Source organism: Nocardioides pelophilus, from assembly GCF_014180685.1.
Classification (GTDB): Bacteria; Actinomycetota; Actinomycetes; order Propionibacteriales; family Nocardioidaceae; genus Nocardioides; species Nocardioides pelophilus.
Genome location: NZ_JACEHF010000032.1, coordinates 12,816 through 28,496 on the forward strand (window position 1 = coordinate 12,816; position 15,681 = coordinate 28,496).

19 protein-coding genes, 1 tRNA gene and 1 pseudogene are annotated in these 15,681 nt (G+C 71.7%); 11 read left to right on the forward strand and 10 right to left on the reverse strand.

All coding sequences use genetic code 11. From position 1 onward, the window contains the following. Positions 1–90: 90 nt before the first annotated feature. From H0488_RS08370 to H0488_RS08385, 4 genes are all read right to left on the reverse strand, one after another. A tRNA-Pro gene (locus H0488_RS08370) sits at positions 91–164 on the reverse strand. A gap of 280 nt (positions 165–444) precedes the next feature. Further along, complete coding sequence (locus tag H0488_RS08375; protein ID WP_183098827.1) at positions 445–660, reverse strand: hypothetical protein; 216 nt, start codon at positions 658–660, stop codon at positions 445–447. A 281-nt stretch (positions 661–941) separates the two neighbouring features. Beyond that, the gene (locus tag H0488_RS08380) at positions 942–1,100 is read right to left on the reverse strand and encodes a hypothetical protein (RefSeq protein WP_183098828.1); all 159 of its coding nucleotides are present in this window, start codon (positions 1,098–1,100) and stop codon (positions 942–944) included. Between the two features lie 128 nt (positions 1,101–1,228). Next, positions 1,229–2,191: a metallophosphoesterase gene (locus H0488_RS08385; RefSeq protein ID WP_312856251.1), complete on the reverse strand. Its 963-nt coding sequence runs from the start codon at positions 2,189–2,191 to the stop codon at positions 1,229–1,231. A 26-nt stretch (positions 2,192–2,217) separates the two neighbouring features. Between H0488_RS08385 and H0488_RS08390 the strand changes: the two genes are divergently transcribed. Continuing rightward, a complete protein-coding gene (locus H0488_RS08390) occupies positions 2,218–2,682 on the forward strand; it encodes a GatB/YqeY domain-containing protein (protein ID WP_183098829.1) in 465 nt (154 codons plus the stop codon). 84 nt (positions 2,683–2,766) lie between these two features. Here H0488_RS08390 and H0488_RS08395 read toward each other — a convergent pair whose 3' ends face one another. Further along, a complete protein-coding gene (locus H0488_RS08395; protein WP_183098830.1) occupies positions 2,767–5,142 on the reverse strand; it encodes a transglycosylase domain-containing protein in 2,376 nt (791 codons plus the stop codon). Between the two features lie 227 nt (positions 5,143–5,369). Between H0488_RS08395 and H0488_RS08400 the strand changes: the two genes are divergently transcribed. Continuing rightward, positions 5,370–5,666 (forward strand): WhiB family transcriptional regulator, encoded by a 297-nt coding sequence (locus H0488_RS08400; protein WP_183098831.1) that lies wholly within the window; start codon positions 5,370–5,372, stop codon positions 5,664–5,666. A gap of 16 nt (positions 5,667–5,682) precedes the next feature. Here the strand turns inward: H0488_RS08400 and bagB are convergent, their stop codons facing one another. The 3 genes from bagB to H0488_RS08415 all read right to left on the reverse strand — a co-directional run bounded on the left by bagB (position 5,683) and on the right by H0488_RS08415 (position 8,329). Continuing rightward, positions 5,683–6,804, reverse strand: a complete 1,122-nt coding sequence (bagB, locus tag H0488_RS08405) for an ArsA family ATPase (protein WP_246371641.1) — start codon at positions 6,802–6,804, stop codon at positions 5,683–5,685. 86 nt (positions 6,805–6,890) lie between these two features. Beyond that, a complete protein-coding gene (gene bagA / locus H0488_RS08410; RefSeq protein ID WP_183098833.1) occupies positions 6,891–7,889 on the reverse strand; it encodes an ATPase BagA in 999 nt (332 codons plus the stop codon). A 26-nt stretch (positions 7,890–7,915) separates the two neighbouring features. After that, complete coding sequence (locus H0488_RS08415) at positions 7,916–8,329, reverse strand: hypothetical protein (RefSeq protein WP_183098834.1); 414 nt, start codon at positions 8,327–8,329, stop codon at positions 7,916–7,918. An 86-nt stretch (positions 8,330–8,415) separates the two neighbouring features. Between H0488_RS08415 and sp36 the strand changes: the two genes are divergently transcribed. From sp36 to H0488_RS08435, 4 genes are read left to right on the forward strand one after another with little or no spacing between them, the layout of a single operon-like run. Then, the gene (sp36, locus tag H0488_RS08420; protein WP_183098835.1) at positions 8,416–8,571 is read left to right on the forward strand and encodes a Sp36 family protein; all 156 of its coding nucleotides are present in this window, start codon (positions 8,416–8,418) and stop codon (positions 8,569–8,571) included. A gap of 3 nt (positions 8,572–8,574) precedes the next feature. Continuing rightward, complete coding sequence (locus H0488_RS08425; RefSeq protein WP_183098836.1) at positions 8,575–9,045, forward strand: RidA family protein; 471 nt, start codon at positions 8,575–8,577, stop codon at positions 9,043–9,045. After that, positions 9,042–9,911 (forward strand): NUDIX hydrolase, encoded by an 870-nt coding sequence (locus H0488_RS08430; protein WP_183098837.1) that lies wholly within the window; start codon positions 9,042–9,044, stop codon positions 9,909–9,911. The genes H0488_RS08425 and H0488_RS08430 overlap by 4 nt, the downstream gene beginning before the upstream one ends. Positions 9,912–9,917: 6 nt before the next feature. Continuing rightward, on the forward strand, positions 9,918–10,739 hold the full coding sequence (locus H0488_RS08435) for an MBL fold metallo-hydrolase (RefSeq protein ID WP_312856252.1): 822 nt from the start codon (positions 9,918–9,920) through the stop codon (positions 10,737–10,739). Between the two features lie 230 nt (positions 10,740–10,969). Here H0488_RS08435 and H0488_RS25400 read toward each other — a convergent pair whose 3' ends face one another. Both H0488_RS25400 and H0488_RS08445 read right to left on the reverse strand, forming a co-directional pair. After that, complete coding sequence (locus tag H0488_RS25400) at positions 10,970–11,317, reverse strand: hypothetical protein (RefSeq protein ID WP_183098838.1); 348 nt, start codon at positions 11,315–11,317, stop codon at positions 10,970–10,972. Between the two features lie 8 nt (positions 11,318–11,325). Beyond that, the gene (locus tag H0488_RS08445) at positions 11,326–12,003 is read right to left on the reverse strand and encodes a Crp/Fnr family transcriptional regulator (RefSeq protein WP_183098839.1); all 678 of its coding nucleotides are present in this window, start codon (positions 12,001–12,003) and stop codon (positions 11,326–11,328) included. Between the two features lie 172 nt (positions 12,004–12,175). Between H0488_RS08445 and nth the strand changes: the two genes are divergently transcribed. From nth to H0488_RS08470, 5 genes and pseudogenes are all read left to right on the forward strand, one after another. Then, the gene (nth, locus tag H0488_RS08450; protein ID WP_376768460.1) at positions 12,176–12,886 is read left to right on the forward strand and encodes an endonuclease III; all 711 of its coding nucleotides are present in this window, start codon (positions 12,176–12,178) and stop codon (positions 12,884–12,886) included. Continuing rightward, positions 12,886–13,518 (forward strand): TlpA family protein disulfide reductase, encoded by a 633-nt coding sequence (locus tag H0488_RS08455; protein WP_183098841.1) that lies wholly within the window; start codon positions 12,886–12,888, stop codon positions 13,516–13,518. The genes nth and H0488_RS08455 overlap by 1 nt, the downstream gene beginning before the upstream one ends. Further along, positions 13,515–14,276, forward strand: coding sequence for an NUDIX hydrolase (locus tag H0488_RS08460; protein WP_183098842.1), 762 nt, complete (start codon positions 13,515–13,517; stop codon positions 14,274–14,276). The genes H0488_RS08455 and H0488_RS08460 overlap by 4 nt, the downstream gene beginning before the upstream one ends. Then, positions 14,276–15,457 (forward strand): MarP family serine protease, encoded by a 1,182-nt coding sequence (locus tag H0488_RS08465; RefSeq protein WP_183098843.1) that lies wholly within the window; start codon positions 14,276–14,278, stop codon positions 15,455–15,457. Before H0488_RS08460 ends, H0488_RS08465 begins: the two co-directional genes overlap by 1 nt. Before the next feature lie 23 nt (positions 15,458–15,480). Then, positions 15,481–15,681, forward strand: a pseudogene (locus H0488_RS08470) (enoyl-CoA hydratase/isomerase family protein); the annotation flags it as partial.

The window sequence follows — 15,681 nt, forward strand, 5'->3', positions numbered from 1 at the left end:
TCGGACGAGCTCGTCACGTCACGGAAAAGGCCGAAGGACCCACGCTCCTGCGTGGGTCCTTCGGTGTCGATGCTCTGTGACATCACAGGGTCGGGCTGACAGGATTTGAACCTGCGGCCTCCTCGTCCCGAACGAGGCGCGCTACCAAGCTGCGCCACAGCCCGCCGTGCTCGTCCCGCTGCCCGGGACCCGACGAATCGGAGGACCCGGACTGGTCCGCTCACAAGCACGGGAGCATACCGGAGCCCTTCCGCCGCCCCACAATCGGAACCCTTCGTGGTCGATGGTGTAGCGCCAGCAGCCGAAGGTCTTGGCCCGGTGATGTCGCCGACATAGTGCGACCAGGTTGCAGGGGCAGGCCGCGACCTCCTCGACCACTGCTCGCCGCTGGTAGAGGTGCGAGCGCAGCGAGCCTCGAAACCAAGGCGCCCGCACGGTCCTCGATCACCGGGGTGGGGGGTCTCGTGACGGTCGCTGCGCGACCTCCTCGACCAGCGACGTGGGGGCGATCTCCTCGACCAGCGACGTGGGGGCGATCTCCTCGACCAGCGACGTGGCGGCGATCTCCTCGACCAGCGACGTGGCGGCGATCTCCTGGACCACTGGTCGCCGCTGGTTGAGGTGCGAGCGCAGCGAGCCTCGAAACCAAGGCGTCCGCATAGCCCTCGATCACCGGTGTGGGGGGTCTCGTGACGGTCGCTGCGCGACCTCCTCGACCAGCGACGTGGGGGCGATCTCCTCGACCAGCGACGTGGGGGCGACCTCCTCGACCACCGGTGTGGGGGGTCTCGTGACGGTCGCTGCGCGACCTCCTCGACCAGCGACGTGGGGGCGATCTCCTCGACCAGCGACGTGGGGGCGACCTCCTCGACCACCGGTGGCCGCTGGTTGAGGTGCGAGCGCAGCGAGCCTCGAAACCAAGGCGCCCGCATAGCCCTCGATCACCGGTGTGGGGGGTCTCGTGACGGTCGCTGCGCGACCTCCTCGACCAGCGACGTGGGGGCGATCTCCTCGACCAGCGACGTGGGGGCGACCTCCTCGACCAGCGACGTGGGGGCGACCTCCTCGACCGGCGACGTGGGGGCGACCTTCTCGACCACTGGTCGCCGCTGGTTGAGGTGCGAGCGCAGCGAGCCTCGAAACCAAGGCGTCCGCGCAGCCCTCGATCACCGGTGTGGGGGGTCTCGTGGCGGTCGCTGCGCGACCTCCTCGACCACCGGCGAGGCGGCTACTCCTTCGGGAGCAGGGTGAGCAGGGTGGCCTCGGGGCGGCAGGCGACGCGGATCCGGGCGTAGGGGCTGGTGCCGAGGCCGGCGGAGACGTGGAGCCAGGCGGAGCCGGGGTCGCCCGGGCGGGAGTCGGCGGGGTGGCGGTGGAGGCCCCGGGCGCGGGCCGGTTCGAGGTCGCAGTTGGTCGTCAGCGCGCGGCTGGGGCGACCGCCGAAGCCGGGCAGGCGGACCTGGCCGCCGTGCGTGTGGCCGGCCACGATGGCGTCGTACCCGTCGGCGGCGAACTGGTCGAGCACCCGGAGGTACGGCGCGTGGGCGACGCCGAGCCGCACGTCCGCCGTCGGGTCGGGGGGACCGGCGACCGCCGCGAGGTCGTCGTAGCGGAGGTGGGGGTCGTCGACCCCGGCGAAGCTGAACCGGGCCTCGCCGACCACCAGCGACGCCTTGCGGTTGCTGAGGTTCAACCAGCCGGAGCCGGCCAGGCCGGCCGACAGCTCGCCCCACGGCAGGGCCGGGACGTTGACGTGACGCTTGCCGTTGTCGGGGAGCAGGTAGCTGATCGGGTTGCGGATGCCCGGCTCGAAGTAGTCGTTCGATCCGTGCACGAACACGCCCGGCCGGTCCAGCAGCGCCCCGAGGCTGTCGAGGACGACGGGCACGGAGTCGCGGTGGGCGAGGTTGTCGCCGGTGTCGATCACCAGGTCCGGCTCCAGCGCGGCCAGACCGCGCAGCCACTCCTGCTTGCGGGTCTGGCCCGGAGTCATGTGGATGTCGCTGATGTGGAGCACCCGCAGCGGCCGCATCCCGGCTGGCAGCAGCGCGACGTCGACCTTGCGCAGGGTGTACTGCCGCGCCTCCCAGGCGGCGTACGCCGTCGCAGCCGCGCCGGCGACCACGCCCGCGCCCAACAGGGGCGTGAGCGCGCCGACGAGGCCTCGACCGAGAACGCGTGAGGGGGGCACGCCCGTAGGCTGCCACAATCGTCCTCATGAACACGCTGAAGGACCGCCTGCGCACCGACCTCACCGCCGCCATCAAGGCGCGCGACGAGGTGCGCTCCTCCACGATCCGGATGATCCTCACCGCCGTCACCAATGCCGAGGTCGCAGGCTCCGTGGCCAAGGAGCTCAGCGACGACGAGATGCTCAGCGTGCTCGCCACCGAGGCGAAGAAGCGGCGCGAGGCCGCCGTGGCCTTCGAGGAGGGCAACCGCCCCGAGATGGCAGCCAAGGAGCGGGCCGAGTCCGCCGTGATCGCCGACTACCTGCCGGCCCAGCTCAGCCCGGAGGAGACCGCCGAGATCGTCGCCGCCGCCGTCGAGCAGGTGGGCGCCGCCGGCGCGGGCCCGAAGGCGATGGGCAAGGTGATGGGCCTGGTCCAGCCGCAGGTGAAGGGTCGCGCCGACGGCGCCGCCGTCGCCGCGGAGGTACGACGCCAGCTCGGTGGCTCCTGAGGAGCCCGCGAGGAACGAGCGGGCGTCTCGAAGGGCTGACCTTCGGTCAGACGCGGTCGGCGGTCAAGCCCCGTCGGCTGCCGATCAGCGGTTGCCGCGGCCGCCGTTGTTGCCGCGGCCCCCGTTGCCGTTGTTGCCGTTGTTGCCGCCGCGACCGCCGTTGCGGTCGTCGTTCTTCTTCGGCGGGGGCGGAGGCGTGCCGTCGGAGACGTAGATCGTGACGGTGTCGCCCGAGCCGGCCTCGGAGCCGCCGCCGGGGTAGGAGTAGGCGACCAGTCCGCGGCCGACCGCGGAGTCGACGGTGCCGCCGTTGGCGACCACGAACCCGGCGTCCTCCAACATCTCGGTGGCGTCCTCGACCGAGTATCCCGAGACCGGAGGAACTGCCACCAGGACGCCCTTGATGTCCTCGCCGGAGGGCTCGACGAACGTCTCGTCGTCGAGGAACGGCGCGATCGCCTTGAACGCGTCACCCCAGACCGGACCGGCCGTCGCCGACCCGGACGTCGAGTAGTAGGTGACGCCGCCGATGGTCTTGCCGTCGAGCGAGTCGGGGTCACCCACCTCGTTGATGCCGGCGACCACAGCGGCGCCGGCGAGGTTGGGCGTGTAGCCGGCGAACCAGACCGACTTGTTGGACGACGACGTGCCGGTCTTGCCGGCGGACTGCTGGCCCGGGTAGAGGTACTGACCGAAGCCACCCGGCTGCAGCACGCCCTCGAGCACGTCGTTGACCGCGTCGGCGACCGGGCCAGGGAGCTCCTGGGTGCACTTCGACTCGTACTGCTTGAGCAGGTTGCCCTGGTTGTCCTCGATCTTGGTCACCGGCAGCGCGTCGCAGTGCTTGCCGCGGGCGGCGAAGGTCGCGTAGGCCTCGGCCAGCTCGAGCGGGCTGGTGTCGGGGATGCCGAGGGTGAAGGCCGGCACCATCTCGGTGCGGGGGCTCGTGAGCCGGATGCCGAGCCGGCGCGCCAGGCGGTAGGGCTCGCACAGCCCGGTCTCGGTCTCGAGCTCGGCGAAGAAGGTGTTCACCGAGCCCTGGGTGCCGGTGTAGAGGTTGACCGTGTGCGGCGCGAAGTCGAAGTTGCTGGGCTCCCAGACGTTGGAGCTCTGGTAGGGCCCGTCGCAGGTCTCGAACTCGTTCTCGGGGATGAACGCCTGGGCAGGCACCCGGTAGGTCTTGTTGAGCGGGATGCCCTGCTCGATCGCGGCCGCGAGCACGAACGTCTTGAACGTCGACCCGGGCTGGAAGCCGTTGGCCTTGCCGTACTCCTTCGGCACCGTGTAGTTGAGGAACGTCTGGCCGGGCCCCTTGCCGAGGTCGCGGGACTGGGCGAGCGCCTTGACCTCGCCGGTGCCGGGCTCGACCAGCGCCAGGGCCCCGATCACGCCCTCCTGCGGGTAGACGTGCGAGCTCACCGACTGCTGGGCGGCGTTCTGCATCCGCATGTCGATCGAGGTGGTGATGGTGAGGCCGCCGTTCTCGATCAGCCGCCACCGCTCCCGGGGGTTGTCGCCGAGGTTGGGGTCCTGCTTGAGCCAGGCGATGACGTACTCGCAGAAGAACTGGGCGGTGGAGTTCACGCAACCGCGTTCCTTCTTCTGCACGTCGAGGCCGAGGTCCTTGTCCCTGGCCTTGTTCGCGGCGCGCTCGGAGACGACGCTGAGCTCGGCCATCCGGTCGAGGACGACGTTGCGCCGCTCGCGGGCCCGGTCGGGGTTCTCGGTCGGGTCGAACGCGCCGGGGCTCTGCACGATGCCGGCGAGCATCGCCGCCTGCCGCAGGTCGAGGTCGCTGGCGTTGACGTTGAAGTAGTGCTGGGCGGCGGCCTGGATGCCGTAGGCGCCGTCACCGAAGTAGGCGGTGTTGAGGTAGCGCTCGAGGATCCAGTCCTTGGAGTACTTCTTCTCCAGCGCGATCGCGTAGCGCAGCTCGCGCAGCTTGCGGGCGTAGGTGTCGTCGGTCGCCGCCTCGCGCTCCTCCTTGGTGTCGGCCTGGTTGAGGAGGGTCAGCTTGACCAGCTGCTGGGTGATCGACGAGCCACCCTGGACCACGCCGTCGGCGGCCTGGTTGGTGAACAGCGCGCGCAGCGTGCCCTTCACGTCGAGCGCGCCGTGCTGGTAGAAGCGGTAGTCCTCGATCGACACGATTGCCTTGACCATGATCCGCGAGATCTGGCGCAGCGGGACGATGACCCGGTTCTGGTCGTAGATGGTCGCGATCTGGTCGCCGTTGCGGTCCAGGATCTCGGTGCGCTGGGGCAGCAGCTCGGTCTCCAGCTCCTGCGGCAGCTCGTCGATCGACTCCGAGACGTTGCGGGCGGCGAAGCCCAGGACACCGGCGAAGGGGATCGCGAGCCCGGAGACGACGACGCCGAGCACCGCCGCGACGAGCAGCATCACGGTGAGATGGGAGATCACCTTCGGCGCGGAGAGTCCATCGGTCCTGGAGCGGGCCATGGCGCCAGAGTACGTGACCACCGAGCGTCATCCGGAGTCGGCGGCGACGGTGGTCAGGCCGCTGCGGGAGGCCGCTCATCAGCGCGGCCTAGTGAAATGTAACTAGACAGGTTGCGCACAACGAGCGATGTGCTGGACCAGACCACTACTTTACCTTTACTTGCACGAGGAGGAAGCCGCGACGCTGTGGGGGTGTCGCCCTCCTTCGAGATGATGGGGACAACATCATGTGGGTAGACGATTGGGCGCTGCGTGCGGCGTGCAGGGACGAGCAGCCGGACGAGCTGTTCGTCAGAGGTGCCGAGCAGAACAAGGCGAAGCAGGTGTGCGCCGGCTGCCCGGTCCGCACGGAGTGCCTCGCTGAGGCTCTCGACAACCAGATCGAGTGGGGCGTCTGGGGTGGGATGACTGAGCGGGAGCGGCGTGCGCTGCTCCGTCGTCGACCCTCGGAGTCGTGGCGCAACGTCCTCGAGTCCGCCCGGGACCGCGAGATCGCGCGGACCTCCGCGCGCGCCTCCGCCTGACCCTCGCCGACGCGACTCAGCCGGCCGACGCGGAGTCGGCCAGCAGGTCGCCGATCTGACGCAGCCCGTCGAGGTCGTGGACGTCGCCGGGGAGCGCAGGTACGACGGCCGTCGGCACCTGCGGGTGCGCCGTCGCGAACCGATCGCGCAGCTCGCGCTCCCGCTCGACCAACCGGACCTGGTCGGCGTGCAGGCGCAGCAGCGCGGCCGCGACCGAGCCGCTGCCGTCCCCTTGGAGCCGGCGGGCGCCCGCCAGCGCCTCCTCGGCGGCGAGCTTGCTCTCCGGCGCCGGGCTCGCCCGGTTGACGATCAGCCCGGCCAGCGGCATCCCGTCCTCACTCAGCCGCTCGACGAAGTACGCCGCCTCGCGCAGCGCGTCCGGTTCGGGGGCGGCCACGACGAGGAACGCCGTACCGTCGGCCTGGAGCAGCGAGTAGGTCTGCTGGGCCCGCTGCCGGAACCCGCCGAAGACCGTGTCGAGCGCGGTCACGAACGTCTGCAGGTCCTTGAGGAACTGGGCGCCCAGGATCTTGGTCAGCGAGTTGGTGATCAGGCTGAAGCCGGCCGTCATCAGCTTCGCCGGCCCGCGCGCGGGCGCCATCATCAGCCGCACGAACCGGCCGTCGAGGAAGCTCGACAGCCGCTCGGGGGCGTCGAGGAAGTCCAGCGCGGAGCGGGACGGGGGCGTGTCGACCACGATCAGGTCGTAGGTGCCCGTCTTCTTCGCGTCCCGGTGGATCTGGCCGAGCTTCTCCATCGCCATGTACTCCTGCGTGCCCGCGAACGAGCTCGACAGCGCGATGTAGAACGGGTTGGCGAGGATCTGCTGCGCCTTCTCCGGGCTGGCCTGCGACTCGACCACCTCGTCGAAGGTGCGCTTCATGTCCAGCATCATCGCGTCCAGCCGGCCGGCCTCCCCTCCCGAGCTGGGGACCACCCCGGTCACCGGCCGCGGGGTGTTGTCGAGGGCCTCGATCCCCATCGACTGGGCGAGTCTGCGCGCCGGGTCGATCGTGAGCACGACGACGTTGCGCCCCTGCTCCGCGGCCCGCAGCGCGAGTGCCGCGGACGTGGTCGTCTTGCCCACGCCGCCCGAACCGCAGCAGACGATGATCCCGGTGCGCCGGTCCGCGAGCATCGCGTCGACGTCGAGCGGGCCCGCCCGCCGGCCGCTCGGGGAGGTCGGTCCGACCCGGGTCTGGTGCTCCGTCGTACGCCGTGCCATCACGCCATCCCTTGCTCGCGCAGCAGCCCGGCGAACTCGTAGAGCGCGCCGAGGTCGACCCCTCCGGTCATCCGGGGGAGCTCGTAGGTGGGGACGCCGAGACCGCGCACCACCTCGCGCTGCTCGTCCTCGAGCGCCCGGCGCTCGGCGTGCTCGCGCGCTTCGAGGAGCAGGTCGTCGACGAGGGTCGGCGTCACCTCGATGCCGGCGGCCTTGACCTCGGCCTCGATCGCGCCGCGGTCGAGGGTGCCGGCGCGGGCGGCCGCGAGGGCGTCGGCCGTCAGGTCGCGCGGCCGCACCATGTTGACGACGACCCCGCCGACCGGGAGCCGGTCCTTCTTCAGCTCCGCGATGCCGTCGATGGTCTCCTGGACCGGCATCTCCTCGAGCAGGGTGACCAGGTGCACGGCGGTCTGCGGCGACTGGAAGAGCTTCATCATCGTGTCGGACTGGGTCTTGATCGGGCCCACCTTCGCGAGTCCGCCGACCTCGCCGCCGACGTTGATGAACTGGGCGATCCGACCGGTGGGCGGGGCGTCGAGCACCACCGCGTCGTAGTCGATCGCGCCCTTGTTGCGGCTGTTGCGCTGGACCGCCTCGTAGACCTTGCCGCTCAGCAGCACGTCGCGGACACCGGGTGCGATGGTGGTCGCGAACTCGATGACGCCGAACCGGTCGAGGGCCCGCCCGGCGCGGCCCAGCCGGTAGTACATCGAGAGGTACTCCAGCAGCGCCGACTCGGCGTCGATGTGGAGGGCGTAGACCACGCCGCGACCGCCGTCGGCGTCCGGGAGCCCGGTCGTGAGCCGGCGCTCGCCGTAGGGGAGCGGGTCGACGTCGAACATCCGGGCGATGCCCTGCCGTCCCTCCACCTCGCAGAGGAGCACGTTCTTGCCCTTGTGCGCGAGGGCGAGGGCGAGGGCCGACGCGACCGTCGACTTGCCCGTGCCGCCCTTGCCGGTGACCACGTGCAGCTGCACCTTCGACCAGTCGCTCACCGTGGCAGCCTAGCGAGCCGGGTGCGTCAGCCGGCGAGCTTGTCCGCGATGACGATCCAGGTGAAGAAGGAAACGCCGAGCAGCATGCCGACGTGCCCGAGGATCGACAGCGCCGGACCGTCGGCCCAGCTGTCGCCCGTCGTGTCGGCCGCGTGCTTGCCGGACCGCGGCAGCCACCGCAGCAGGATGAGGACGCCGAGCGCCACCTCGATCCACCACGCGACCAGCGCCAGGAGGCCCACGAGGTCGTCGGGCGAGGTGAGGTAGAAGACCCACACGCCCAGGGCCAGGACTCCGACCGCGGTGTGGGTGTTCACGATCGCGAGAGGCACCAGCGCGTGACCCGATTGATGCTGCTCCGTGGACAACCGCATCCTGGTCAGAAGTACGACGACCGCGGCCAGACCGGTGAGCAGCCAGACTGCGTTGTCGAGGCTCACGCCCCGCATCGTGGCACATCCGGGGACCCCCTGTGACCGCAGCCACACCCCGACGGCCGCCGCCGGCCGCCGACTAGGGTGCGGGCATGACCAAGTGGGAGTACCAGGTGGCGCCCGTCCTCAATCACGTCGCGGCGCAGATCCTCAACAATTTCGGCCAGGACGGGTGGGAGCTCGTCACGCTCATCCCGGGCCGGGGCGGCAACGACATCGCCTACTTCAAGCGTCCCGTCGAGGGCTGAGCCATGACCGACGACAAGGGACCCGAGGAGCGGCTCGCCGACCTCGGTCTGAGCGTCCCGGTGGTCCCGACCCCGGTGGCGGCCTACGTCCCGGCGGTCCGGGCCGGCTCGTTCGTCTACACCGCCGGCCAGCTGCCGATGCGCGACGGGGCGCTGATGGCGACCGGCAAGGTGGGCGCCGAGATCACGCCCGAGCAGGCGACCGAGTGTGCCCAGCAGTGCGCGCTCAACGCGATCGCGGCGATCCGCTCGGTCGTCGGTGACCTGGCCTCGGTCCGCATCGTCAAGGTTGTCGCGTTCGTGGCCTCGACGCCCGACTTCACCGGCCAGCCGGGGGTCGCGAACGGTGCGTCCGAGCTGTTCGGCCAGGTCTTCGGCGACGCCGGCATCCACGCCAGGTCGGCGGTCGGCGTCCCCGTCCTGCCGCTCGACGCCCCGGTCGAGGTCGAGGTCACCGCGGAGATCCTCGGGTGATCATCCCGCTGCCTCCGGTGCCGCTGCCGGACGAGTTCGCCGCGCTGGCCAAGGAGTACGACGACGGCACGCGTCAGGCGGCCGAGCCGCGCAACGCCGCGACCGTCGTACTCCTGCGGCCGGGGGCGGACCACCAGCCGGAGGTCTACCTGCTGCGGCGCCACGTGTCGATGGACTTCGCGGGAGGGATGTGCGTCTTCCCGGGCGGCGGTGTCGACCCGCGCGACCACGACGCGACCGTCGCGTGGGCGGGGCCGTCCGCCGAGGAGTGGGCCGCCCGGCTCGGCACCGACGCCGACGTGGCCCGCGCGCTGGTGTGCGCCGCCGTGCGCGAGACGTTCGAAGAGTCGGGCGTGCTGCTCGCCGGCGAGTCGTCCGACACCGTGGTCGCCGACACCACGGGCGAGGAGTGGGAGGCCGACCGGGTCGCCCTGGAGTCGCGTGCGCTGTCGATGACCGACTTCCTCACCCGGCGCGGGCTGGTGCTGCGCACCGACCTGCTCGGCACCTGGAGCGGCTGGCTCACGCCCGTCTTCGAGCCGAAGCGCTACCGCACCTGGTTCTTCGTCGCCCTCCTGCCCGAGGGCCAGCGCACCCGCGACGTGTCGACCGAGTCGTCGGAGGTGGTGTGGATGTCCGCCGACGGCGCGGCCGCCGCGGCCGACGCGGGCGAGCTCGCGATGCTGCCGCCGACGTACCTCACCTGTCTGGAGGTGGGCACCCACGCCACCGTGGAGGCGGTGGTGGCGCCCGCCGACGGGCGCACCGTGGACATGTTCACGCCGGCGGTCGAACCGTTGGGCGAGGGCTGGACGCTGTCGATGCCCGACGCGCTGCGGCCGCTGGTGGCCGCGCGGAGGGGCTGAGCGGCCGTGGACGAGCCCTGGGCAGGCGGTGCGTACGGCGACCGTGGTCGCTGTGTGCTCGCACCCAACCCCGGGATCATGACGCTCGACGGCACCAACACCTGGGTGCTGCGCGAGCCGGGCGCCGAGCGGTCGGTCGTGGTCGATCCGGGACCGCTCGACGACGCGCACCTCGACGCGGTCGCGGCTGCGGCCGGCCGGGTGGAGTACGTCGTGGTCACCCACCACCACATCGACCACACCGAGGCCGCGCGGGCGTTCGCGGAGCGGATGGGCTGCGGCGTACGCGCGCTCGACCCGGAGCTGTGCTGGCGCTCGGAACCCGTGACCGACGGCGAGGTCATCGACGTCTCCGGGATGCGGGCCGAGGTGCTCACCACGCCGGGTCACACCGCCGACTCGATCTCGCTGCTGGTGCCCGACGACCGGGCGTTGCTGACCGGCGACATGGTGCTCGGCCGCGGCACGACCGTGATCGTCCACCCCGACGGCGACCTCGGCGGCTACTTCGCCTCGATCGAGCGGATGCGGGCGCTGGTGACCGACGGCCTCGTCGACACGCTGTGGCCCGCCCACGGGCCGGTGCTGACCGACGCCGCCGGGGTGCTCGACTACTACGCCGTCCACCGCCGGGAGCGGCTCGCCCAAGTCGAAGCCGCCCTGACCCGACTCGGCCTCACCCCGGCCCACCTGCCCCCCGACGTCGCCGAGCACCCCACCCTTCCCCGCCAGGTGGTCGAGGTCGTCTACGACGACGTCGACGAGTCCCTCTGGGGCGCCGCCGAGTGGTCGGTGCGCGCCCAGCTGTCGTACCTCGCCCGTTCCTGACGCTGCCCCCTCGCCGGCGGGCTGCCCCTGCTGGCCGGACGCGGCTGTAACACGCTGTTCGCGGATCTGGCGGGGCGAAGGCGGCTGTCACACGTTGTTCGCGGATCTGGCGGGGCGGGCGCGGCTGTCACACGCTGTTCGCGGATCTGGGCGACCCGTCGCGTCGGTGGGAGACCGTTGCATCGGGGCCGAAGCGACGGCAACGGTCTCCCAGCTCGACGAACAGCGTGTTACATCCGCGTCCGGGTGTACGGCGCAGTCGCGTCCCCGATCGACCCCGACCGACCCCGATCGGGAANCGCGACCCGGGTGACGTTGGAGGGCGACCACTTGCTCTTCGGCCCACGGGGCGTGAACCGGATGAAGGTGGTCTCGGCGTCGCGGCTGCGGCCCTGGCCGTCGATCCAGCCGAAGCAGAGCGCCTCGAGCACGGCCTCCTCGTAGGTCAGCGCCGTCACGGTGCCGCCCTTCTTGGTCAGCACCACCCAGGCCGCCGGCTCGGTGGCGTGCCACTGGGTCAGCCAGGACCGCCAGCCCGCGCGGTCGTCGACGAGCACCTCCTCGCCGCTGAGCACCACGGGACGGCCTAGCGGGCCCGTCGGGTCATCCGCTCCATGTCCATGATGACGACCGAGCGGGGCTCGAGACGGAGCCAGCCGCGGGACGCGAAGTCGGCGAGCGCCTTGTTGACCGTCTCGCGGGACGCGCCGACCAGCTGGGCCAGCTCCTCCTGGGTGAGGTCGTGGTGCACGTGCACGCCGTCGTCCGCCGTACGGCCGAAGCGCTCGGCGAGGTCGAGCAGCGCCTTGGCGACCCGGCCGGGGACGTCGGAGAACACCAGGTCGGCCACCACGTCGTTGGCCTTGCGCAGCCGGCCGGCGAGCTGGGTGAGCAGGCCACGGGCGACGGCCGGGCGGCCGTCGAGCCAGCGCAGCAGGTCCTCGTGGGACAGCGAGACGAACTCGGCGTCGGTCACGGCGGTCACCGTCGCGGACCGCGGGCCCGGGTCGAAGAGCGAGAGCTCGCCGAACATCGAGCCGGGCCCGAGGATCGCCAGCAGGTTCTCGCGGCCGTCGGAGGAGGTGCGCCCGAGCTTCACCTTGCCGTCGAGCACGATGTAGAGCTTGTCGCCGCTGTCGCCCTCGTGGAAGAGCACCTCGCCCCGCCGCAGCCGGGTCTCGGACATGGACGACCGCAGTGCCGACGCGGCCTCGTCGTCGAGCGCGCTGAAGAGCGGGGCCTGACGGAGCACGTCGTTGTCCACGGTTCCTCCAAGGATTCGGTACGGCGAGCCGGCGCCCCCAGACGAGGCCGGTCGGACGAACGCGTGTGGTGCGCGCAACGTCAGCCCGCATCCTAGCCAGTGGCCCACCTCACACCTAGCGGCCGCGACCGCCTGGCCTGTCTGCGGCTACCCGTAGGCTGGCCGCGTGCGGGTGATCACGACGGAGGCGGAGACGCCGACCGGCCTCGTCCGCCGGGCGAGGAAGATCGACCGGGTGCTCGCGGACACCTATCCCGACGCCAAGTGCGAGCTCGACTTCGACAACCCGTTCGAGCTGCTGGTCGTGACCGTGCTCAGCGCGCAGACGACCGACAAGCGGGTCAACCTGGTCCGGCCCACGCTGTTCGCGGCCTACCCCGACGCCAAGGCGATGGCAGCGGCCGACCGCGCCCATCTCGAGCAGATCATCGGCCCGCTCGGCTTCTTCCGCGCCAAGACCGAGTCGTTGCTCAAGCTCAGCGCAGCCCTCGTCGAGAGGTACGACGGCGCGGTCCCACCGCGGCTCGACGACCTGGTCACCCTCCCCGGGGTCGGCCGCAAGACCGCCAACGTGGTGCTCGGCAACGCGTTCGGCATCCCCGGCATCACCGTCGACACCCACTTCGGCCGGCTCGCCCGCCGGTTCGGGTGGACCCAGGAGACCGACCCGGTGAAGGCCGAGCACGCCGTCGGCGCGCTCTTCCCCAAGCGCGACTGGACCATGCTCAGCCACCACGTGATCTGGCACGGCCGCCGGGTCTGCCACGCCAAGAAGCCGGCCTGCGGGGCCTGCCCGGTCGCCCGCTGGTGCCCCTCGTTCGGCGAGGGACAGACCGACCCGGCCGAGGCGCAGAAGCTGGTCCGCACTGAGGGTCCCAACTGATGCGGGGTCTCGTGACGGTCGCTGCGCGACCTCCTCGACCACCGGGGCTGCTGGCGCTGGTTGCCGTCGCGGTCCTCCTCAGCGGCTGCGACCAGGGCGAGACCGCGGCGGGCTGCAACGTCGACGTCGACACCCAGGAGCTGCGCGACCTCAAGGCCGACGCCGGCATCGCCGACTGCTCGGCCGAGGGCGGCGACGCCGACCTCCCCGACGTCGAGCTGGCGTGCCTCGGCGGCGGCACCGCGGGGTCCCTCGCCGACATCGAGGGCCCGGCGGTCATCAACTTCTGGGCCTCGAACTGCCCGCCGTGCGTCGAGGAGATGCCTGCCCTGCAGGCGTTCCACGAGCAGTACGGCGACCAGGTCCCCGTCGTCGGGGTCGACTACCTGGAGACCTACCCAGGAGCGGCCCTCGACCTCGCCCGGCGAAGCGGCGTGACCTACCCGTCGTTCGTGGACGCCTGCGGCGACCTCGAGGGCACCGACCTGATCATCAGCGGCCTGCCGACCTTCGTCTTCGTCCGCGAGGACGGCTCGGTCAAGATCGCCGCGGGCGGGGTCGAGACCCTCGACGAGGTCGTGGAGCTCGCCGAGGCCAACCTCGGCATCGAGCTCGAGCGGAGTCCGGCGTGAGCGACCAACCGGCGTTCGCCGTACCCGACGACCTGCCCGACTGGCTGCTGCCGGTCGCCGAGGCGGCCAATGCGATCCAGGGCAGCGACCTGACGGCGTTCCTGCCGCCGGAGGGTTCTGACCCGCGGCGGGGCGCGGTGCTCATGCTGTTCGGCGAGGAGGACGGCCGCGGCGACCTGCTGCTGACCGAGCGCGCCCATGACATGCGGTCCCACCCGGGCCAGGTCTCCTTCCCCGGCGGCACGATCGACCCGGGCGAGACCGCGGTCGAGGCGGCGCTGCGGGAGGCACAGGAGGAGATCGGTGTCGACCCGGCCGGGGTCGAGGTGTTCGCCGCGCTGCCCGAGCTGTGGCTGCCGCCGTCGAACTTCGCGGTCACCCCGGTGCTCGGCTGGTGGCGCGAGAGCCACCCGGTCGAGGTCGCCTCGCCCGACGAGGTGCACGAGATCCACCGGGTCGTGCTCGACGAGCTGTTCGCCCCCGACCGCCGGATCGCCGTGCGCCACCCGAGCGGCTGGACCGGGCCGGGGTTCCTCATCGGCGACGACCTCGACGTCATCCTCTGGGGCTTCACGGGCGGGATCATCACCCGCTTCTTCGACTTCCTCGGGTGGCTGCCGCCGGTCGCGGAGCCGCCGGTCCACGACCTGCCCGACTACATGCTGGCCGAGTACCAGCGTCGCGTCGACGAGGCCGACGACGGCGAGCCCGACAGCCTTGACATCCTGGAGCCGGACGAGAGAGGGGGCGGCGCCTGATGGGTCTCAACCTGCTCGACTGGCTGCTGGTCGTCCTCGTGCTCGCCTACGCGCTCTCCGGCTACTGGCAGGGCTTCGTCACCGGCGCCTTCGCGACGGTGGGCCTGCTGCTCGGCGGCTTCCTCGGCATCTGGGTCGCACCGCTGGTGCTCGGCGGCTCCGAGCCGTCCCTCGGCGTCTCGCTCGGCGCGCTCTTCATCGTCATCCTGTGCGCCTCGCTCGGCCAGGCGCTGATGCAGTACGCCGGGGCCCGGGTCCGTGAGCAGATCACCTGGCAGCCGGTCCGCGCAGTCGACGCGGTCGGCGGCGCGGCGCTCTCGGCGGTGGCCGTGCTGCTCGTCGCGTGGGCGCTCGGCTACGCGATCTCCGGCACCCGGATCAACGGCGTCACCGAGCAGGTCCGCAGCTCCTGGGTCCTCGGCCGGGTCAACGCGGCGCTCCCGGCGTCCGCGCCCAACGTGCTGCAGGCCTTCAACCAGGTCGTCGGCACCGGGTTCTTCCCGCGCTACCTCGAGCCGTTCTCGCCGGAGCGGATCGTCAACGTCGCGCCCGGCCCCGACCGGCTCAAGAGCGACCCCCAGGTGCTCGCCACCGAGGACAGCATCCTCAAGATCCGCGGCGCCAACGACTGCGGTCGCGGCGTCGAGGGCACCGGCTTCGTCTTCGCGGTCGACCGGGTGATGACCAACGCCCACGTCGTCGCCGGCGTCGACGACCCCGAGGTCGAGATCGACGGCGGCACCGAGCTGGCCCGGGTCGTGCTCTACGACCCCGAGCTCGACATCGCGGTCCTCAGCGTCGACACGGGCGACGCGCCGATCCTGCAGTTCGACGAGTCGGTCGAGGCCGAGGACCCGGTCGCGATCGTCGGCTACCCGCAGGACGGGCCGTTCGACGTGCAGCCGGGCCGGATCCGCGCCAACCCGACGCTGCGCTCGCCCGACATCTACGGCATGGGCACCGTGCTCCGTGACGTCTTCTCGCTGCGCGGACTGGTGCGCCCCGGCAACTCCGGCGGCCCGATCATCACACCGTCCGGCGACGTCGCCGGCGTGGTCTTCGCCGCGTCGGTCGAGGACCCGGACACCGGCTACGCACTGACGGCCGAGCAGGTCGCCGACAGCGCCGACGAGGGTCGCGCCAGCGACTCCGAGGTCGACACCTCCGACTGCGCGGCCTGACCCGAACCCCCGGAAGGGACACGATGACCGAGAAGTACGTCGACTACGCGCTCGCCGAGGGCGCCGCCCGGATCACGTTCGTCGAGGGCGACCGCGGCAACCCGCTGCACCCCGCGATGGCCGAGCAGCTGCTCGCCGCCGTGCTGCGGGCGAAGGCCGACGGCGCCCGGGTGATCGTGCTCGCCGCCGAGGGCCGGTTCTTCTCCGTCGGCGGCGATCTCAGC

What these genes read in the sequence shown, in the direction of transcription:
- H0488_RS08375 (WP_183098827.1), bottom strand. Translation starts at nt 660, where the DNA reads ATGCGGACGCCTTGGTTTCGAGGCTCGCTGCGCTCGCACCTCAACCAG.
- H0488_RS08465 (WP_183098843.1), top strand. Translation starts at nt 14,276, where the DNA reads ATGGGTCTCAACCTGCTCGACTGGCTGCTGGTCGTCCTCGTGCTCGCC.
- sp36 (WP_183098835.1), top strand. Translation starts at nt 8,416, where the DNA reads ATGACCAAGTGGGAGTACCAGGTGGCGCCCGTCCTCAATCACGTCGCG.
- H0488_RS08425 (WP_183098836.1), top strand. Translation starts at nt 8,575, where the DNA reads ATGACCGACGACAAGGGACCCGAGGAGCGGCTCGCCGACCTCGGTCTG.
- H0488_RS08455 (WP_183098841.1), top strand. Translation starts at nt 12,886, where the DNA reads ATGCGGGGTCTCGTGACGGTCGCTGCGCGACCTCCTCGACCACCGGGG.
- H0488_RS08400 (WP_183098831.1), top strand. Translation starts at nt 5,370, where the DNA reads ATGTGGGTAGACGATTGGGCGCTGCGTGCGGCGTGCAGGGACGAGCAG.
- H0488_RS08390 (WP_183098829.1), top strand. Translation starts at nt 2,218, where the DNA reads ATGAACACGCTGAAGGACCGCCTGCGCACCGACCTCACCGCCGCCATC.
- bagB (WP_246371641.1), bottom strand. Translation starts at nt 6,804, where the DNA reads ATGCTCGCGGACCGGCGCACCGGGATCATCGTCTGCTGCGGTTCGGGC.
- H0488_RS08395 (WP_183098830.1), bottom strand. Translation starts at nt 5,142, where the DNA reads ATGGCCCGCTCCAGGACCGATGGACTCTCCGCGCCGAAGGTGATCTCC.